Consider the following 14581-nt stretch of genomic DNA (forward strand, 5'->3'; position numbering starts at 1 on the left):
TGGCGCGGCGCCTACAGCTTCAGCATCAACTTGAGGTTTTGTACTGCAGCGCCGGATGCGCCCTTGCCCAGGTTGTCCAGCCGCGCTACCAGCACCGCATGGCGGTACTCTTCATTGGCAAACACGCGCAACTCCATCTTGTTGGTGTTGTTGAGCGCCAGCGCATCCAGCTTTCCCGACTCGGGCGCAGCTTCGGCGGTGACCCATTCGCTGCCGGCATAGTGTCTGGCCAGTATGTCCTGCAACTGCGCCCCGGTTGGTTTGCCGGGCAGCAAGTCAAGGTGCAGCGGCAATTGCACCAGCATGCCCTGCTTGAAGTTGCCTACCGACGGAATGAACACCGGCCGGCGTGTGAGCCCTGTGTATTTCATGATTTCGGGCAGGTGCTTGTGTTTCAGGCCCAGGCCGTAAAGTTCAAACAGGGGAGCGGTGCCGGCTTCGTAGTCTTCAATCATCTGCCGGCCGCCGCCGGAGTAACCACTCACGGCGGGAAGGCTCAGCGGGAAGTCGGCAGGCACTACGCCAGCATCCACCAGCGGGCGGATCAGCGCGATCGCACCGGTGGCGTAGCAGCCGGGGTTGCCCACGCGGTCGGCAGCGGCCACGGCGGTGCGCTGGGTCTGGGTCAGTTCGGGAAAGCCGTAAACCCAGCCGGACACGGTGCGGTGAGCCGTGGAGGCGTCAATGATTTTGGGTTTTTTGCCGGTCAAGCTGTCAATCATGGCAACCGACTCGCGTGCCGCGTCGTCGTGCAGGCACAGGATCACCATATCCACCTGCGCCATCAGGGCGCGCTTGGCGGCCGCGTCCTTGCGCAGCTCGGGCGCGATGCTGACGAGTTCGATCTGCGGCATGGCTTGCAGCCGCTCGCGGATTTGCAGGCCCGTGGTGCCGGCTTCGCCGTCAATAAATACTTTAGGCATGAACTTCCAGGTACAAAACAAAATGGGCGGCTGGCCGCCCTAGAGGTCAATTTCGGCCCATTTCGGGGTGTAAGGCGGGCACAAGAGTTGTGCGTCGCACCATGATACAGTTCTGCGTTGCTGCCTGCAGTGACCGCCGACGTGGTTTTTTGGGCCGGTGTGGCCTGTTTCCGACACCCCATTCCTCTGCCCAAATCCCTGTTGCACCCCCCTCTTTTACTGAATTCTGAAGGTCTTTCATGAAAATTCACGAGTACCAGGGCAAGGAAATCTTGCGCAATTTTGGTGTGCCAGTGCCGCGCGGCATCCCGGCCTTCACGGTGCAGGAAGCGGTGGAAGCCGCCCAGAAGCTAGGCGGCCCGGTGTGGGTGGTCAAGGCCCAGATCCACGCGGGCGGCCGCGGCAAGGGCGGCGGCGTGAAGGTTGCCAAAACCATCGACGACGTCAAGCGCATTGCCGGCGAAATCCTCGGCATGCAGCTGAAAACGCACCAGACCGGCCCAGAAGGCCAGAAAGTCCGCCGCCTCTATATTGAAGACGGTGCCGACATCCAGAAGGAATATTACGTTTCGGCCGTGACCGACCGTGAGTCGCAAAAGGTAGCCTTCATCGCTTCCAGCGAAGGCGGCATGGACATCGAAGAGGTGGCTCACTCCAACCCTGAAAAAATCATCAAGGTGTTTGTCGATCCGCTGGTCGGTATGACGGACGCCCAGGCGAGGGAAGTCGCCGCCGGCATCGGCATGCCTGCCGACTCTGTGGCGCAAACCGTCGATATCCTGCAAAAGCTCTACAAGTGCTACATGGACACCGATGCGTCGCTGGTTGAAATCAACCCCCTGAACCGCAACGGCAAGGGTGAAGTCATGGCCCTGGACGCGAAGTTCAACTTCGATGCCAACGCGCTGTTCCGCCACCCCGAAATCGTGGCCTATCGCGATCTGGACGAAGAAGACCCGGCCGAAGTCGAAGCCAGCAAGTTCGACCTGGCTTACATCAGCCTGGACGGCAACATCGGCTGCCTGGTCAACGGCGCAGGCCTGGCCATGGCGACCATGGACACCATCAAGCTGTTCGGTGGTGAGCCGGCCAACTTCCTGGACGTGGGCGGCGGCGCAACGGCTGAAAAAGTCACCGAAGCCTTCAAGATCATGCTGAAGAACCCTGATGTCAAAGGCATCCTCGTCAACATCTTCGGCGGCATCATGAAGTGCGACACCATCGCCGACGGCGTGATCACCGCCTGCAAGGCCGTGAACCTTTCGGTTCCACTGGTCGTGCGCATGAAGGGCACCAACGAAGACCTGGGCAAGAAGATGCTGGCCGATTCTGGCCTTCCCATCATCGCCGCAGACACCATGGCCGAAGCCGCGACCAAAATCGTCGCCGCTGTCAAATAAGCCCGGAGCCAAGAACATGTCCATCTACATCAACAAAAACACCAAAGTCATCACCCAGGGCATCACCGGCAAAACCGGTCAATTCCACACCCGCATGTGCCGCGACTACGCGAACGGCAAAGAAGCTTTTGTGGCCGGTGTGAATCCCAAGAAAGCCGGCGAAGACTTCGAAGGCATCCCGATTTTTGCCAACGTGACCGAAGCCGCCAAGGCGACCGGCGCAACCGTGTCGGTCATCTATGTGCCCCCTGCGGGCGCTGCCGCCGCCATCTGGGAAGCTGTTGAAGCCAACCTGGACTTGGCGATCTGCATCACCGAAGGCATTCCGGTCAAGGACATGCTGGAAGTGCGCAACCGCATGAAAGCCAAGGAAGCTGCCGGCGGCAAGAAAACCCTGCTGCTGGGCCCCAATTGCCCCGGCCTGATCACACCTGAAGAAATCAAGATCGGCATCATGCCCGGCCATATCCACCGCAAGGGCCGTATCGGCGTAGTCAGCCGCTCCGGCACGCTGACCTATGAAGCTGTGGCGCAATTGACCGAAATCGGCCTGGGCCAATCGAGTGCAGTCGGTATCGGCGGCGACCCGATCAATGGCCTCAAGCACATTGACGTGATGAAAGCCTTCAATGACGATCCGGACACTGACGCCGTCATCATGATCGGCGAAATCGGCGGTCCCGATGAAGCCGAAGCCGCCCAGTGGTGCAAGGCCAATATGAAAAAACCGATCGTTGGCTTCATTGCTGGTGTGACTGCCCCTGCCGGCAAGCGTATGGGTCACGCGGGTGCGCTGATCTCCGGTGGCGCCGACACGGCGGATGCCAAGCTGGCCATCATGGAGGCTTGCGGCTTCACCGTGACGCGCAACCCGTCGGAAATGGCCAAATTGCTCAAGGCGCTGCTGTAAGCCACCAACGAAAAAGTGATTTAAAAACTTGACCGCGGTCAAGCAGGTAAGCAGTAATACCAATCGGGATTGGCCTATTGCGGCTTAGACTCTCCAAAACAAAAAAGCGCTTCCCGGCGCTTTTTTAATTCATAACAGGAGCTGCCATGTTTTTCGGACTGGACCTCGCGTCCCCCCTCTTCTGGAGTGCTTTCGGCTCCATCCTTCTTGCCAACATCGTGCTGTCTGGCGATAACGCCGTGGTAATTGCCATGGCTGCGCGCACACTCAAACCCGAGCAGCGCGGCAAGGCGATCTTCTGGGGCAGCGCCGCCGCGATCGTGATGCGTATCGTGCTGACCATCGTGGCCATTCAGCTGTTGAGCTTGCCGTACCTGAAGATGATAGGTGCGGTTCTGCTGGTCTACATTGGCGTGGACCTGCTCAAGGGCGAAGAAGATGAAGACGGCGAGGGACACGAGATCAATGGCATGGCTGCAGCCATCCGCACCATCCTGATTGCCGATCTGGTGATGAGCCTGGACAACGTTCTGGCAGTCGCAGCAGCCGCCAAGGGCAACCTCCCGTTGCTGGTACTGGGTCTTCTGGTGAGCATCCCGCTGATTATTTTCGGCGCCACCTTGTTGACAAAGGTGATGGAGCGCTTCCCCATCATCATTACCATCGGCGCAGCTCTTTTGGGCTTTCTGGCGGGTGAGATGCTGCTGACGGATCCTGCGGTAGTGAGCTATTTTGGTGCCGTTAGCGACCATACGGTGACTGCCGGTGGGATTGTGGGTGCCGTGCTTGTGGTGGCTCTGGGCACCTACCTGACCAAACGGCAGCAGACAAAGGCGCCTTCAGCCTGAACTGGCGTACGGCCCAGCCGCCGCAGCCCCCTTTGGCGGTTAGGGTCGTTTCTTAGCGTTCGCCACCTGCTGCGGACCGGATGCGCACCGCGCATACCAGAAAACCACTTATTTGCAACAGTCGGCACGCTTGCGGTGCAGAAGTCGCTTGTCCAGCCGCACCCCGTCTGTTAATGTCCATTGTCAGGAGACTTGTAACCTGCCGAAACAGTCGGCGGGTGGTACCCGGCGCACGAAATTTGTTGCCGGGGGACCGATAGTACAAAGCAATTACAAAAATGGCTGGGGCTATGCATAGCGAATCAGGACAAGGGACGGGAAGTGGCCAAAACATCTAGGAAATTGAGTCAGTTCTGGCGGGCCGACTGGTTTGTGGGCGTTCTAGTGGTGCTGGCCGTCCTTTTTTTGCATGGCCTGACTGATTTTTTCGGCACACTTGAGCGCCGTTACTATGACTATGCCAGCACCAGCACTTCGCGGCAGCCCTCAGACCGCATAGCCATCATTGCGATCGACGACCAGAGTATCGCCAACATAGGTCGTTGGCCTTGGCCGCGCGACGTGCATGCGCAGCTGATTGACCAGCTTTCGGCCGCCAAGGCCAAAACCATTGCGCATACAGCCTTCTTTTTTGAACCGCAAACCGATAGAGGCTTGGTGTTCATCCGCAAAATCAAGGAGGCTCTTGGTCCAGTATCCGATCCAGCGGCCGCTCCAAGCGGTGGTCTGCCTGAACAATTGGGCAAAGTCATCGCTGAGGCTGAAATAGCCCTGGACACTGACGCCAAGCTCGCGGCCAGCATGACCAAGGCCGGCAATGTTTTGGTACCTTCGGTTTTTTCGCTGGGAGTGCCGCAAGGGCGTCCGGACAATCCGCTCCCGGCTTACGCACTGAAGAGTGCTGTAGACGAGCTTAACGGGTTTTCCCTTCCGGCCATCCGCGGTCAACAACCGATTGAGTTGATAGGTGCAGCGGCGGCGGGTATTGCTCACCTCAACCAGCTGCCCGACGTGGATGGTGCCGTGCGGCAAGAACCGTTGCTTATCAATTATTACGGGAAAGCCGTGCCTTCCATGAGCCTGCTCGCCGCGGCCAGGAGCCTGAACCTGGGGCCTGCCGACATCAAACTCAATGTGGGTGAGTCTGTGCAGATCGGCAAGCTGATGGTCAAAACCGACGAATCAGCCTTGATGCTTCCACAGTTTTACAAGGGCAAGGACGGTCGGCCAGCTTTTGCCGTTGATTCATTCTATGACGTGATTTCCGGCAAGATTCCGGCTACCAAGTATGCCGACAAGATCGTGATCATTGGCGCCACTGCGGCGGGGGTAGGCACCCAATTCCCGACGCCGGCGGGTCCGGGGCTTTCGCCAGCAGAAACCATCGCGCACATTACCTCCAGTATCCTGAGTGAGCATTTCATCGTGCAGCCTGGTTGGGGTGTCTGGGTCACTCTGGGTGTGCTGCTGGTGGTTGTGGCTTATCTGGTTGCCGGCCTGCCACGGCTGTCGGCTGGCAAGGCCGCGATCATCACACTGCTGTTATTCGTGGTGTTGCTGGTGGTTGAGTTCGGCTTGCTGTCGGCGGCCGCGACCTGGCTCAAGTTTGTCTTTCCCGCAGCCCTGCTGGTGATCGGCCACCTGGCGTTGACGACCAAGCGCTTCCTCATGACCGAGGCTGGCAAGCTCAAGTCCGACGAGGAATCGGCCGAGACCAATCGCATGATGGGTCTGGCGCTGCAAGGCCAAGGCCAGCTCGATATGGCGTTTGATCGTTTTCGCCGCGTACCTTTCACCGATGCGCTGATGGACAACATGAACAACCTGGCGCTGGATTTCGAGCGCAAGCGCCAGTTCAACAAAGCTCAGGCCGTGTACGAGTACATGGCCACCTACAACAAGAACCACAAAGACCTGCAGTCCAAGCTCAATCGGGCCAAAAACCTGTCGGAAACCGTCATTTTGGGCGGTGGCGGCGCGCACCCGGGCGGGACCATGCTCCTTGACGGTGGGGGTGTTGAAAAGCCCATGTTGGGTCGCTATCAAGTTGAAAAGGAATTGGGCAAGGGCGCCATGGGCGTGGTGTACCTCGGCAAGGACCCAAAGATTGGCCGTGTCGTCGCCATCAAGACCATGGCCTTGAGCCAGGAGTTCGAGGGCGAGGAGCTTGACGATGCGCGGGAGCGCTTCTTCAGGGAAGCCGAGACCGCTGGTCGGCTGCAGCACCAGAACATCGTCACGATTTTTGATGCAGGTGAAGAACACGACCTGGCATTCATTGCCATGGAGTTTCTGAAGGGCAAGGACCTGGCAGATGTCACCAAGGACGGTCATTTGTTGCCGGTCCCGAAGGTCCTGTCCATCGTGGCACGGGTGGCTGAAGCCCTGGCTTACGCGCACAAGCAGAATGTGGTGCACCGGGACATCAAGCCGGCCAACATCATGTATGAAATCGAAAGCGATACGGTGAAGGTGACCGACTTCGGCATCGCCCGCATTACGGATTCAAGCAAAACAAAGACCGGCCTTGTACTGGGGACGCCCAGCTTCATGTCGCCGGAGCAGATTGCCGGTAAAAAAGTCGACGGGCGCTCGGACTTGTACTCGCTGGGTGTCATGCTGTTTCAGATGCTGGCTGGAGTGTTGCCATTCCGTGGCGATTCCATGGCCGAACTGATGTACAAGATCGCGAACGAAGAAGCCCCCGATATCCGTATCATCCGTAAAGAGCTGCCGGCGCGGCTGGCCGAGATTGTTGCGCTGTCTCTGGCCAAGAAGCCGGAGTTGCGGTATCAGGATGGTGATCGATTGGCGACAGATCTGCGCGCTGTCATTGCCGCAATGGAAGGTACTGCACCGGCCCCATCGTTTGCGCCTCAACAGGGTGCGCCAGCAGCCCAATTTGACGCCACAGTCGTGCAATCAGCGGCTGTACCAGCTGCCGGCCCGAAGACCTATGATGCGACCCAGGCCGTGAATGTCGACGGCACGCAGACGTTTGAGAAAACCGTGGTTTCCAGAGCACCTGCTGCCGATACCGACACCCAGTGATCACACGAACAAGATGAACTACGAGATTTGTACACATACCGACCCGGGGTTGACGAGGGACAACAATGAGGATGCAGTTGCTTTTGATGCTGCGACGCGGCTTTGCATCCTGGCGGACGGAATGGGTGGCTATAACGCAGGCGAAATTGCAAGCGGCATGGCTGCCGCTTTCATCAAGTCGGAAATGGGCCGTTGGCTTTCCCAGGCGGGCAGGCATGCCAATGCCAAGGAAGTGCGCCGGGCTTTAGAAATCTGCGTGGAAAATGCCAATCATTCGATCTTCAACGCAGCGAACTCCAACCCCCAGTACGCGGGTATGGGCACCACGCTGGTGGTAGGGGTGTTCCAGGACGGGCGACTGATGCTGGGTCATATTGGTGATTCCCGTTGCTATCGCCTGCGCGGCCAGGAGCTGCAGCAAATCACCAAAGACCACTCGCTGTTGCAAGAACAGATTGACGCTGGGCTGATAACTCCCGAGCAGGCGCTGACTTCCCTGAACAAGAACTTGGTCACACGCGCCTTGGGCGTCGAAGACACGGTGCTGGTTGAGGTCAATGAGCATCGTGTGGACGCGGGGGACCTTTATCTGATGTGTTCGGATGGGCTCTCGGACATGGTTGCGGATCCGGGCATTGCGGCTATCCTTACAGGCGCAGGGACCTTGGAGCAAAAAGCGAAACAGCTGATTGTTGCGGCGAATGAGGCTGGTGGACGCGATAATATTTCCGTACTGTTGGCATACGCGAAAGAAGACTCGACCAAGCGCGGCCTTTTGTCCAGAATGCTGGGAAAATAGCGATGACTGAAATATTACAAACAGACAGGAGTCGGCCATGCCGAAAATGATCGTCTCTATTGACGGCGTTGTGATCAAGGAAGTCCAGTTGACGAAAGACCGGACTTCTTTGGGGCGCAGGCCCTACAACGACATCGTCATCGACAACCTAGCTGTCAGTGGGGAGCATGCCGTTTTGCAAATGACCGGCAACGAGGTCTATCTAGAGGATCTCAACAGCACCAATGGCACCTATGTCAACGGGAAGGCCGTTAAAAAGCTGCTGCTGCAGAACAGCGATACCGTTGAAATTGGCAAGTACAAAATCAAGTACGTCAACGAAGCTGCACCCGCAGGCTTTGAGAAGACCATGATTATAAAAGCCGGCTCTGCCGGTCTTGTGCCCCCGGCGCCGACAGGTTCGCCAGTGGCATCGACGGAAGCCGGTACGGGCCTCACGGCGGCTATCAAAGTGATGTCGGGCGCTGCGGCTGGTCGTGAAGTGGCATTGGTGAAGGTAGTCACAACCATCGGAAAGCCCGGGGTCGCAGTTGCCGCCATTACCAAGAGGCCTCAGGGTTTTGTCGTTGCCCATGTCGAGGGCACTGGCAAGCCGACGCTTAACGGAGCCCCCATCGGTGCGGAGCCGGTTGTCCTGAAAAATGGGGACATGCTTGAGCTGGCCGGAACGCAAATGCAGTTCGTCCAACACTGACATTGGTGTTAAGAGGTCTCGCGCCAAGCGGACCGCAAGCACCCTTCAAACGAGGTCGCATGAGACTCCTCTTCCGGCACTGGCCTCGTATCGCCGTCACGTTGATTCCGCTGGTATTTGCATTGATGCATGCCAGCGGGGTCGCTCGCATTGGTGTTCTGCAGAGGTTGGACGACATCATCTACGATGCACGCCTGCGCGCGACCATGCCGCATACGCTGGACGAACGCATTGTTATCGTTGACATCGATGAGAAGAGCCTTGCGGAGGTGGGGCGATGGCCTTGGGGCCGTAACAGGTTGGCGGAGCTGGTCGAAGAGCTGCAGGATCGTCAAAAAACGGCACTGCTGGGGTTTGACGTCGTATTTGCCGAAGCCGACGAAAGCTCGGGTCTAAAGCGGCTCAAGCAGCTTGCACAGGCGGAGCTGAAAGATCAACCGGGTTTCTCGGAAAAACTCAGCCAGCTGCAGACCAGCCTGGATTACGACGCGGTTTTCGCGAAAGCGATCGAAAAACGCCCCGTCGTGATGGGCTATTACTTCACCAGCGACAGAGATGGCCGGGTCAATGGAGTTTTGCCGCCGCCAGTTATGGGCAGCGATGCGCTTGGTGGCCGTCCTATCAAATTCACCAGCTGGAATGGATACGGGGCCAACATTGAGTTGTTGGCCAAAGCTGCCCCTTTGGGAGGTTTCTTCAACTCCATTACCGAGGGCGATGGTGTGGTGCGCTCTATTCCCTTGCTGGCGGAGTTCAAGGGGCAGTACTACGAGTCATTGGCGCTCGCCATGTTTCGCATGCTTGCGGGTTTGCCCAAGGTCGAGCCTGGTTTTCCGCAGGAAAAATTCCTGACCCGGAACTATCAAGGGCTGGAAAGCATTCTGCTCAAGCAAGGCAACAAAACCCTGGCGATTCCGGTCGATGATCGCGTAGCCACTTTGGTGCCCTTCAGGGGTAATGGTGGTGCGAACGGCGGCTCGTTTCGGTATATCTCCGCGGCGGATGTCCTGGCCAAACGCCTTGCGCCTGGCACGCTCAAGGATAAGATCATCCTGGTCGGCACCACCGCGCCCGGCCTGCTCGATTTGAGAGTGACTCCGGTGGGGGAAACCTATCCGGGGGTGGAAACGCACGCCAATGTCATCTCTGGTTTTCTTGACGGGAAGGTATTCGTCAAGCCCGACTACGCCATCGGATTCGAGGTGGTCATCCTGCTTTTTTCGGGGCTGACGCTGGCTTTTGCACTGCCCCTGCTTTCAGCTTCCCGTGCGGTGCTGGTCAGCCTGGCGGTGATTGCCGCCATAGCCGGCTTGAATTTCTGGCTTTACTCTGGTTACGGTCTTGTGCTGCCGTTGGCCAGTGCGCTGGTTATGGCTTTGACCGCATTTGCGTTGAATATGAGTTATGGATATTTCGTGGAAAGCCGATCCAAGCGGGAGTTGGCCCATCTGTTCGGCACCTATGTACCCCCCGAACTGGTTGACGAGATGGTGAAAGATCCCGACAGCTACAGCATGAAGGCAACGACCAAGGAGCTGACGGTCATGTTTTGCGACATGCGCGGGTTCACCAAAATGTCGGAGTCGATGGAGCCTACCCAACTACAGGCTTTGCTAAACAGTGTTTTCAGCCGGCTGACAGACCTGATTCGCAGCAATCGAGGCACCATTGACAAATACATGGGTGACTGCGTGATGGCTTTTTGGGGTGCCCCTGTCGACACGCCTGATCATGCTGGTCTTGCAGTAAAAACGGCACTCGAGATGTCGAATGCAGTCAAGAAGATCAACGAGGAACACAAGATCAAGGGTTTACCCGAGATTGGCATAGGTATCGGTGTCAATACGGGCACGATGTGTGTGGGTGATATGGGTTCGGATATCCGCCGCAGTTACACCGTGATTGGCGATTCCGTGAATCTGGGTTCGCGTCTGGAGGGGCTGTCAAAAACCTACGGGGTGGATATCGTGGTCAGCGAGTCAACCCGAAAGCAGGCGAATGATTTTGCATGGCAGGAACTCGACAAGGTTCGCGTGAAAGGCAAAGATCAGGCGGTTTCCATTTTTTGGCCGTTGGTGCCGGGAGACCAGATCGACAAGGACATTGCGGCTGAGCTGAAAACCTGGGGAATGGCGTTAAAAGCTTACCGCGCGCAGGATTGGGATCAATGCGATGTGCAATTGCTCAATTTACATCGGATAAATGGCAAAAAGTTCCTTTACCGGCTGTATGCGGAGCGTGTAGCCTCTATGAGGCTGTTGCCTTTTGATCCGGAATGGGATGGCGCAACCAATTTTGAAACCAAATAGCACAACCCTCCAAGTCAAGGCCAACCGGAAAATCTCATGAAAGTACGTGTACTCGGCTGCTCGGGAGCCATTGCCAAAGACTGCCGGACCACGTCTTTTTTGCTTGACCATGACTTGTTGGTTGATGCCGGTACGGGAGTGGGAGATCTCACGCTGGATGAGATGGCTGGTGTTGACCATGTTCTGCTGACGCATTCGCACCTCGATCACGTGGCCGCGTTACCGTTGATGGTGGACGCCATTGCCGCCCGGCGAACAACACCTATCCAGATTCATGCGCTGCAGGGCACGATTGACGCACTGAAGGCGCATATTTTCAACAACACCATTTGGCCCGACTTTTCCCGCATTCCCAGCCCCGAGGCCCCGTTTGTCAGTTTTCACCCTCTGGAAATCGGACAAACCTTGTTATTGGCTGGTAAGCAAATAGAGGTTCTACCTGCCGTGCATACCGTCCCGGCTGCAGGCTACGCGGTGGCCACGGGCAAGGGGTATTGGGTGTTCACGGGCGACACGGAACAGAATCCGGCTCTGTGGGCCCGAATTAATCAGATAAGGGTTGCCATGCTGGTCATCGAAACGGCATTTAGCAATCGCGAGCGCGACCTTGCCAAGCGGAGCCTTCATCTTTCTCCTCATGCGCTTGCCAATGAACTCGATTGCATCGAGCGAGGAAACAGTTATCCCATCTACATTACCCATACCAAACCGGCCGAGACCGACCTGATCATGGCCGAGATACAGCGTTTTGACCAAACCCGCCCGTTTGGCCCGAATGTATCGCACGACATCCGGTGGTTGAGGGCAGGCCAGGAGTTTGAGCTATGAGCGCCGTATTGCAACGTGACCCCGAGGACGAGTTTTTTGACTCGCAGATGTTGCCTCCCCAGGAGCGGGGCGTTACTTTTGAAGCCCTGTATTTCCGGCAGCTTCAGCTGGTTACCAACCGGATTCACGAAACGGAAAATGTCGAGCAGATCATGCTCGAAGCCAGCCAGGACATCTGCAAGCTTTTTAATGCGGACCGGTTAACACTTTATGCAGTCAACGAAGACCGCAGTTCCATTGTTTCCAAGGTCAAAACGGGGCTCAATACCAGCCGCGACCTGAAGCTCCCGGTCAGCGCGCAGAGCATTGCGGGCTACGTTGCCATGGCTCGCCAGATGGTGAATATTGCGGACGTCTACGATGAGGAGGCGCTGAAGAAAATTCATCCTGCGTTGAGCTTTCTCCAGGAAGTTGACAAGCGATCCGGGTACAGAACCAAGCAGATGCTGGTGGCTCCCGTCATGGACGGAGAGACGTTGTATGGCGTGCTGCAGGTTATCAACAACCGGAGCGATCAGCCTTTTGGGAAGCTTGAGGAAGACGGTGCGCTGCAGCTGTGCAAGACTTTGGGCATTGCCATACGCCAGCGAATGCAAAAAGCGGGCGACAGCCAAAGGCGCAAAGCTACCAAGTACGACGGCTTGGTGACGGAAGGTGTGCTGTCCCAAGAAGAATTACAGCAATGCATCCGCCAGGCCCGGGAAGAAGGTCAGTCCGTCGAGCATATGCTCATGGCCAACTTCCACATCCGGCCCACTCAGATTGGTGCTTCGCTTGCCAAGTTTTTCGGTGTGGCCTACGAAGCATTCAATGCTGGACGGATTCGCTCGGAGATGTTGCATGGTGCGTTAAAACGGGACTTTATTGAACAGCAAGGCTGGATTCCGCTGGAGGAAACTACCGAAGGCCTCGTGATCATGTGTGTGGATCCGGAGGCTGTGCGAGGGGCACGCGTGGTTCCACAGGTGTTTCCCCGCGTCTCCAAATTTTCTTACCGCGTTACAACCCAGACCGAATTTGAAGAAACCCTGGGGCAGCTCTTTGGCGTGGCTGCAGACAGTAGCACCATCGACCAATTGCTTGCAGACATGGACTCACCACTGGAGAGTGAGTCAAATGACGACTCTTCGCTGGAGTCTGCCGCAGCGGACAACGAGCTGGTCAAGTTTGTCAACAAGGTCATCATTGACGCCTACAACCAGAAGGTTTCGGACATTCACATCGAGCCCATGCCCGGGAAAGCCAAAACCGGTATCCGGTTTCGCATTGACGGCACCTTGCAGCCCTATATTGAAGTGCCGGCACAGTTTCGCCAAGCCATGGTCACGCGGCTCAAGATCATGTGCGACCTGGATATCTCTGAAAAACGTAAACCGCAAGACGGGAAGATCAAGTTCAAAAAATACGGCCCACTCGACATCGAATTGCGTGTAGCCACGATCCCCTCCGCCGGTGGCGTGGAAGACGTGGTCATGCGGATTCTTGCCGCAGGTGAGCCGATCCCGCTTGAAAAACTCGGATTGACGGCGCACAACAAGGAGCGACTGGAAAAAACGATCTCCAAGCCGTATGGTCTTTTTTATGTATGTGGCCCCACAGGCTCCGGCAAGACCACGACGCTGCATTCCATCCTTAAGTTTCTCAACACCCCGGACACCAAAATTTGGACCGCTGAAGACCCCGTGGAAATTACCCAGAAGGGTTTGCGTCAGGTGCAAATTAACCGGAAGGCGGGCATTGACTTCGCACTGGTCATGCGTGCTTTCCTGCGAGCCGATCCGGACATCATCATGGTCGGTGAGTCCCGCGACAAAGAAACCGTGGCGATGGGCGTGGAGGCTTCATTGACAGGGCACATGGTTTTCTCGACGCTGCACACCAATTCGGCCCCCGAGTCCATCACCCGCCTGCTGGACATGGGCATGGACCCCTTTAATTTTGCGGACGCATTGTTGGGTATCCTGGCTCAGCGTCTGGCCAAAAAACTCTGCGACTGCAAAGAGGCTTATCAGCCCAGTGCTCAGGAAGTCAAAGATTTCATCAAGGAATACGCTGAAGAGCTGCGCCATACCGAAGCCTGGAAAGCCGATCCTGGTGGCGAGTCACAAAAACTCTATGAAGACTGGATGGCGCGCTATGGGAAGGACGATAAATTGACCTTGTATCGTGCGGTCGGCTGCGACAAGTGCAACAAGACCGGCTACAAGGGTCGTATTGGCCTGCATGAACTGATGATTGCCGATGATGCTGCCAAAAAATTGATCCAGGAGCGGGCCCGCGTCGCGGAGCTGTTTTCAAGCGCCGTCAATAGCGGCATGCGGACTCTCAAGATGGACGGCATGGAAAAGGTACTCATGGGCATGACAGATTTAAAGATGGTCCGATCCGTCTGCATCAAATGACAGAAATGTCGTGAAATTTAAAGACATACGTCAAAAAAGTAATTTTTCGGTTTTTTGTAGCTTCAAAATCATAAAAAAGAAAACTCTTTAATATGGTTCAAAAATTGCTGTAAATATCTAAATTGGCATCAAACTGCCATAACTGTTTAAATTACTACAGCCGGTTTTTAACCAAGGAGTTTTTTATGAAGCGTTCCATCCAACGGGGTTTTACCCTGATCGAATTGATGATCGTCGTGGCGATTATCGGTATCCTGGCTGCGGTGGCTCTGCCTGCCTATCAGGACTACACCATTCGTGCGAAAGTGTCTGAAGTGATTCTGGCTGCATCACAGTGCCGTACCAGCATCACGGAAACTGTTCAATCTGCTGCCAGTACGGTTCTGCCGATCGCCAATAACTGGGGCTGTGAAAAGA

The 14581-nt window shown here is 56.4% G+C and carries 11 protein-coding genes; 10 read left to right on the forward strand and 1 reads right to left on the reverse strand.

The annotated features are described in order from the left end of the window. Positions 1-11 precede the first annotated feature (11 nt). On the reverse strand, positions 12-923 hold the full coding sequence (gene argC / locus AC1DVV_RS22470; RefSeq protein ID WP_457282068.1) for an N-acetyl-gamma-glutamyl-phosphate reductase: 912 nt from the start codon (positions 921-923) through the stop codon (positions 12-14). A gap of 239 nt (positions 924-1162) precedes the next feature. Between argC and sucC the strand changes: the two genes are divergently transcribed. From sucC to AC1DVV_RS22520, 10 genes are all read left to right on the forward strand, one after another. Then, a complete protein-coding gene (gene sucC, locus AC1DVV_RS22475; protein ID WP_457282069.1) occupies positions 1163-2323 on the forward strand; it encodes an ADP-forming succinate--CoA ligase subunit beta in 1161 nt (386 codons plus the stop codon). Between the two features lie 16 nt (positions 2324-2339). Beyond that, the gene (gene sucD / locus AC1DVV_RS22480) at positions 2340-3233 is read left to right on the forward strand and encodes a succinate--CoA ligase subunit alpha (RefSeq protein WP_457282070.1); all 894 of its coding nucleotides are present in this window, start codon (positions 2340-2342) and stop codon (positions 3231-3233) included. Positions 3234-3379: 146 nt separating this feature from the next. Next, positions 3380-4081: a TerC family protein gene (locus AC1DVV_RS22485; RefSeq protein WP_457282071.1), complete on the forward strand. Its 702-nt coding sequence runs from the start codon at positions 3380-3382 to the stop codon at positions 4079-4081. Between the two features lie 387 nt (positions 4082-4468). Then, positions 4469-7132 (forward strand): CHASE2 domain-containing serine/threonine-protein kinase, encoded by a 2664-nt coding sequence (locus AC1DVV_RS22490; RefSeq protein WP_477702346.1) that lies wholly within the window; start codon positions 4469-4471, stop codon positions 7130-7132. Positions 7133-7145: 13 nt separating this feature from the next. After that, positions 7146-7931 (forward strand): Stp1/IreP family PP2C-type Ser/Thr phosphatase, encoded by a 786-nt coding sequence (locus tag AC1DVV_RS22495; RefSeq protein WP_457282073.1) that lies wholly within the window; start codon positions 7146-7148, stop codon positions 7929-7931. Positions 7932-7968: 37 nt separating this feature from the next. Next, positions 7969-8625: an FHA domain-containing protein gene (locus AC1DVV_RS22500; RefSeq protein ID WP_457282074.1), complete on the forward strand. Its 657-nt coding sequence runs from the start codon at positions 7969-7971 to the stop codon at positions 8623-8625. A 59-nt stretch (positions 8626-8684) separates the two neighbouring features. Continuing rightward, positions 8685-10934 (forward strand): CHASE2 domain-containing protein, encoded by a 2250-nt coding sequence (locus AC1DVV_RS22505; RefSeq protein ID WP_457282075.1) that lies wholly within the window; start codon positions 8685-8687, stop codon positions 10932-10934. 36 nt (positions 10935-10970) lie between these two features. Beyond that, a complete protein-coding gene (locus AC1DVV_RS22510; RefSeq protein WP_457282076.1) occupies positions 10971-11762 on the forward strand; it encodes a 3',5'-cyclic-nucleotide phosphodiesterase in 792 nt (263 codons plus the stop codon). Beyond that, on the forward strand, positions 11759-14164 hold the full coding sequence (locus AC1DVV_RS22515) for a GspE/PulE family protein (RefSeq protein WP_477689791.1): 2406 nt from the start codon (positions 11759-11761) through the stop codon (positions 14162-14164). Before AC1DVV_RS22510 ends, AC1DVV_RS22515 begins: the two co-directional genes overlap by 4 nt. 185 nt (positions 14165-14349) lie before the next feature. Then, positions 14350-14581: pilin (locus AC1DVV_RS22520; protein ID WP_477707261.1), on the forward strand; the 232-nt coding region annotated here is incomplete at its 3' end.

The sequence above is a fragment of the Polaromonas sp. P3_B4 genome (assembly GCF_056402835.1).

Coding starts and splice junctions, on each gene's coding strand:
- sucD (WP_457282070.1), top strand. CDS start 2,340: ATGTCCATCTACATCAACAAAAACACCAAAGTCATCACCCAGGGCATC.
- AC1DVV_RS22510 (WP_457282076.1), top strand. CDS start 10,971: ATGAAAGTACGTGTACTCGGCTGCTCGGGAGCCATTGCCAAAGACTGC.
- sucC (WP_457282069.1), top strand. CDS start 1,163: ATGAAAATTCACGAGTACCAGGGCAAGGAAATCTTGCGCAATTTTGGT.
- AC1DVV_RS22515 (WP_477689791.1), top strand. CDS start 11,759: ATGAGCGCCGTATTGCAACGTGACCCCGAGGACGAGTTTTTTGACTCG.
- AC1DVV_RS22500 (WP_457282074.1), top strand. CDS start 7,969: ATGCCGAAAATGATCGTCTCTATTGACGGCGTTGTGATCAAGGAAGTC.
- AC1DVV_RS22485 (WP_457282071.1), top strand. CDS start 3,380: ATGTTTTTCGGACTGGACCTCGCGTCCCCCCTCTTCTGGAGTGCTTTC.
- AC1DVV_RS22505 (WP_457282075.1), top strand. CDS start 8,685: ATGAGACTCCTCTTCCGGCACTGGCCTCGTATCGCCGTCACGTTGATT.
- argC (WP_457282068.1), bottom strand. CDS start 923: ATGCCTAAAGTATTTATTGACGGCGAAGCCGGCACCACGGGCCTGCAA.
- AC1DVV_RS22495 (WP_457282073.1), top strand. CDS start 7,146: ATGAACTACGAGATTTGTACACATACCGACCCGGGGTTGACGAGGGAC.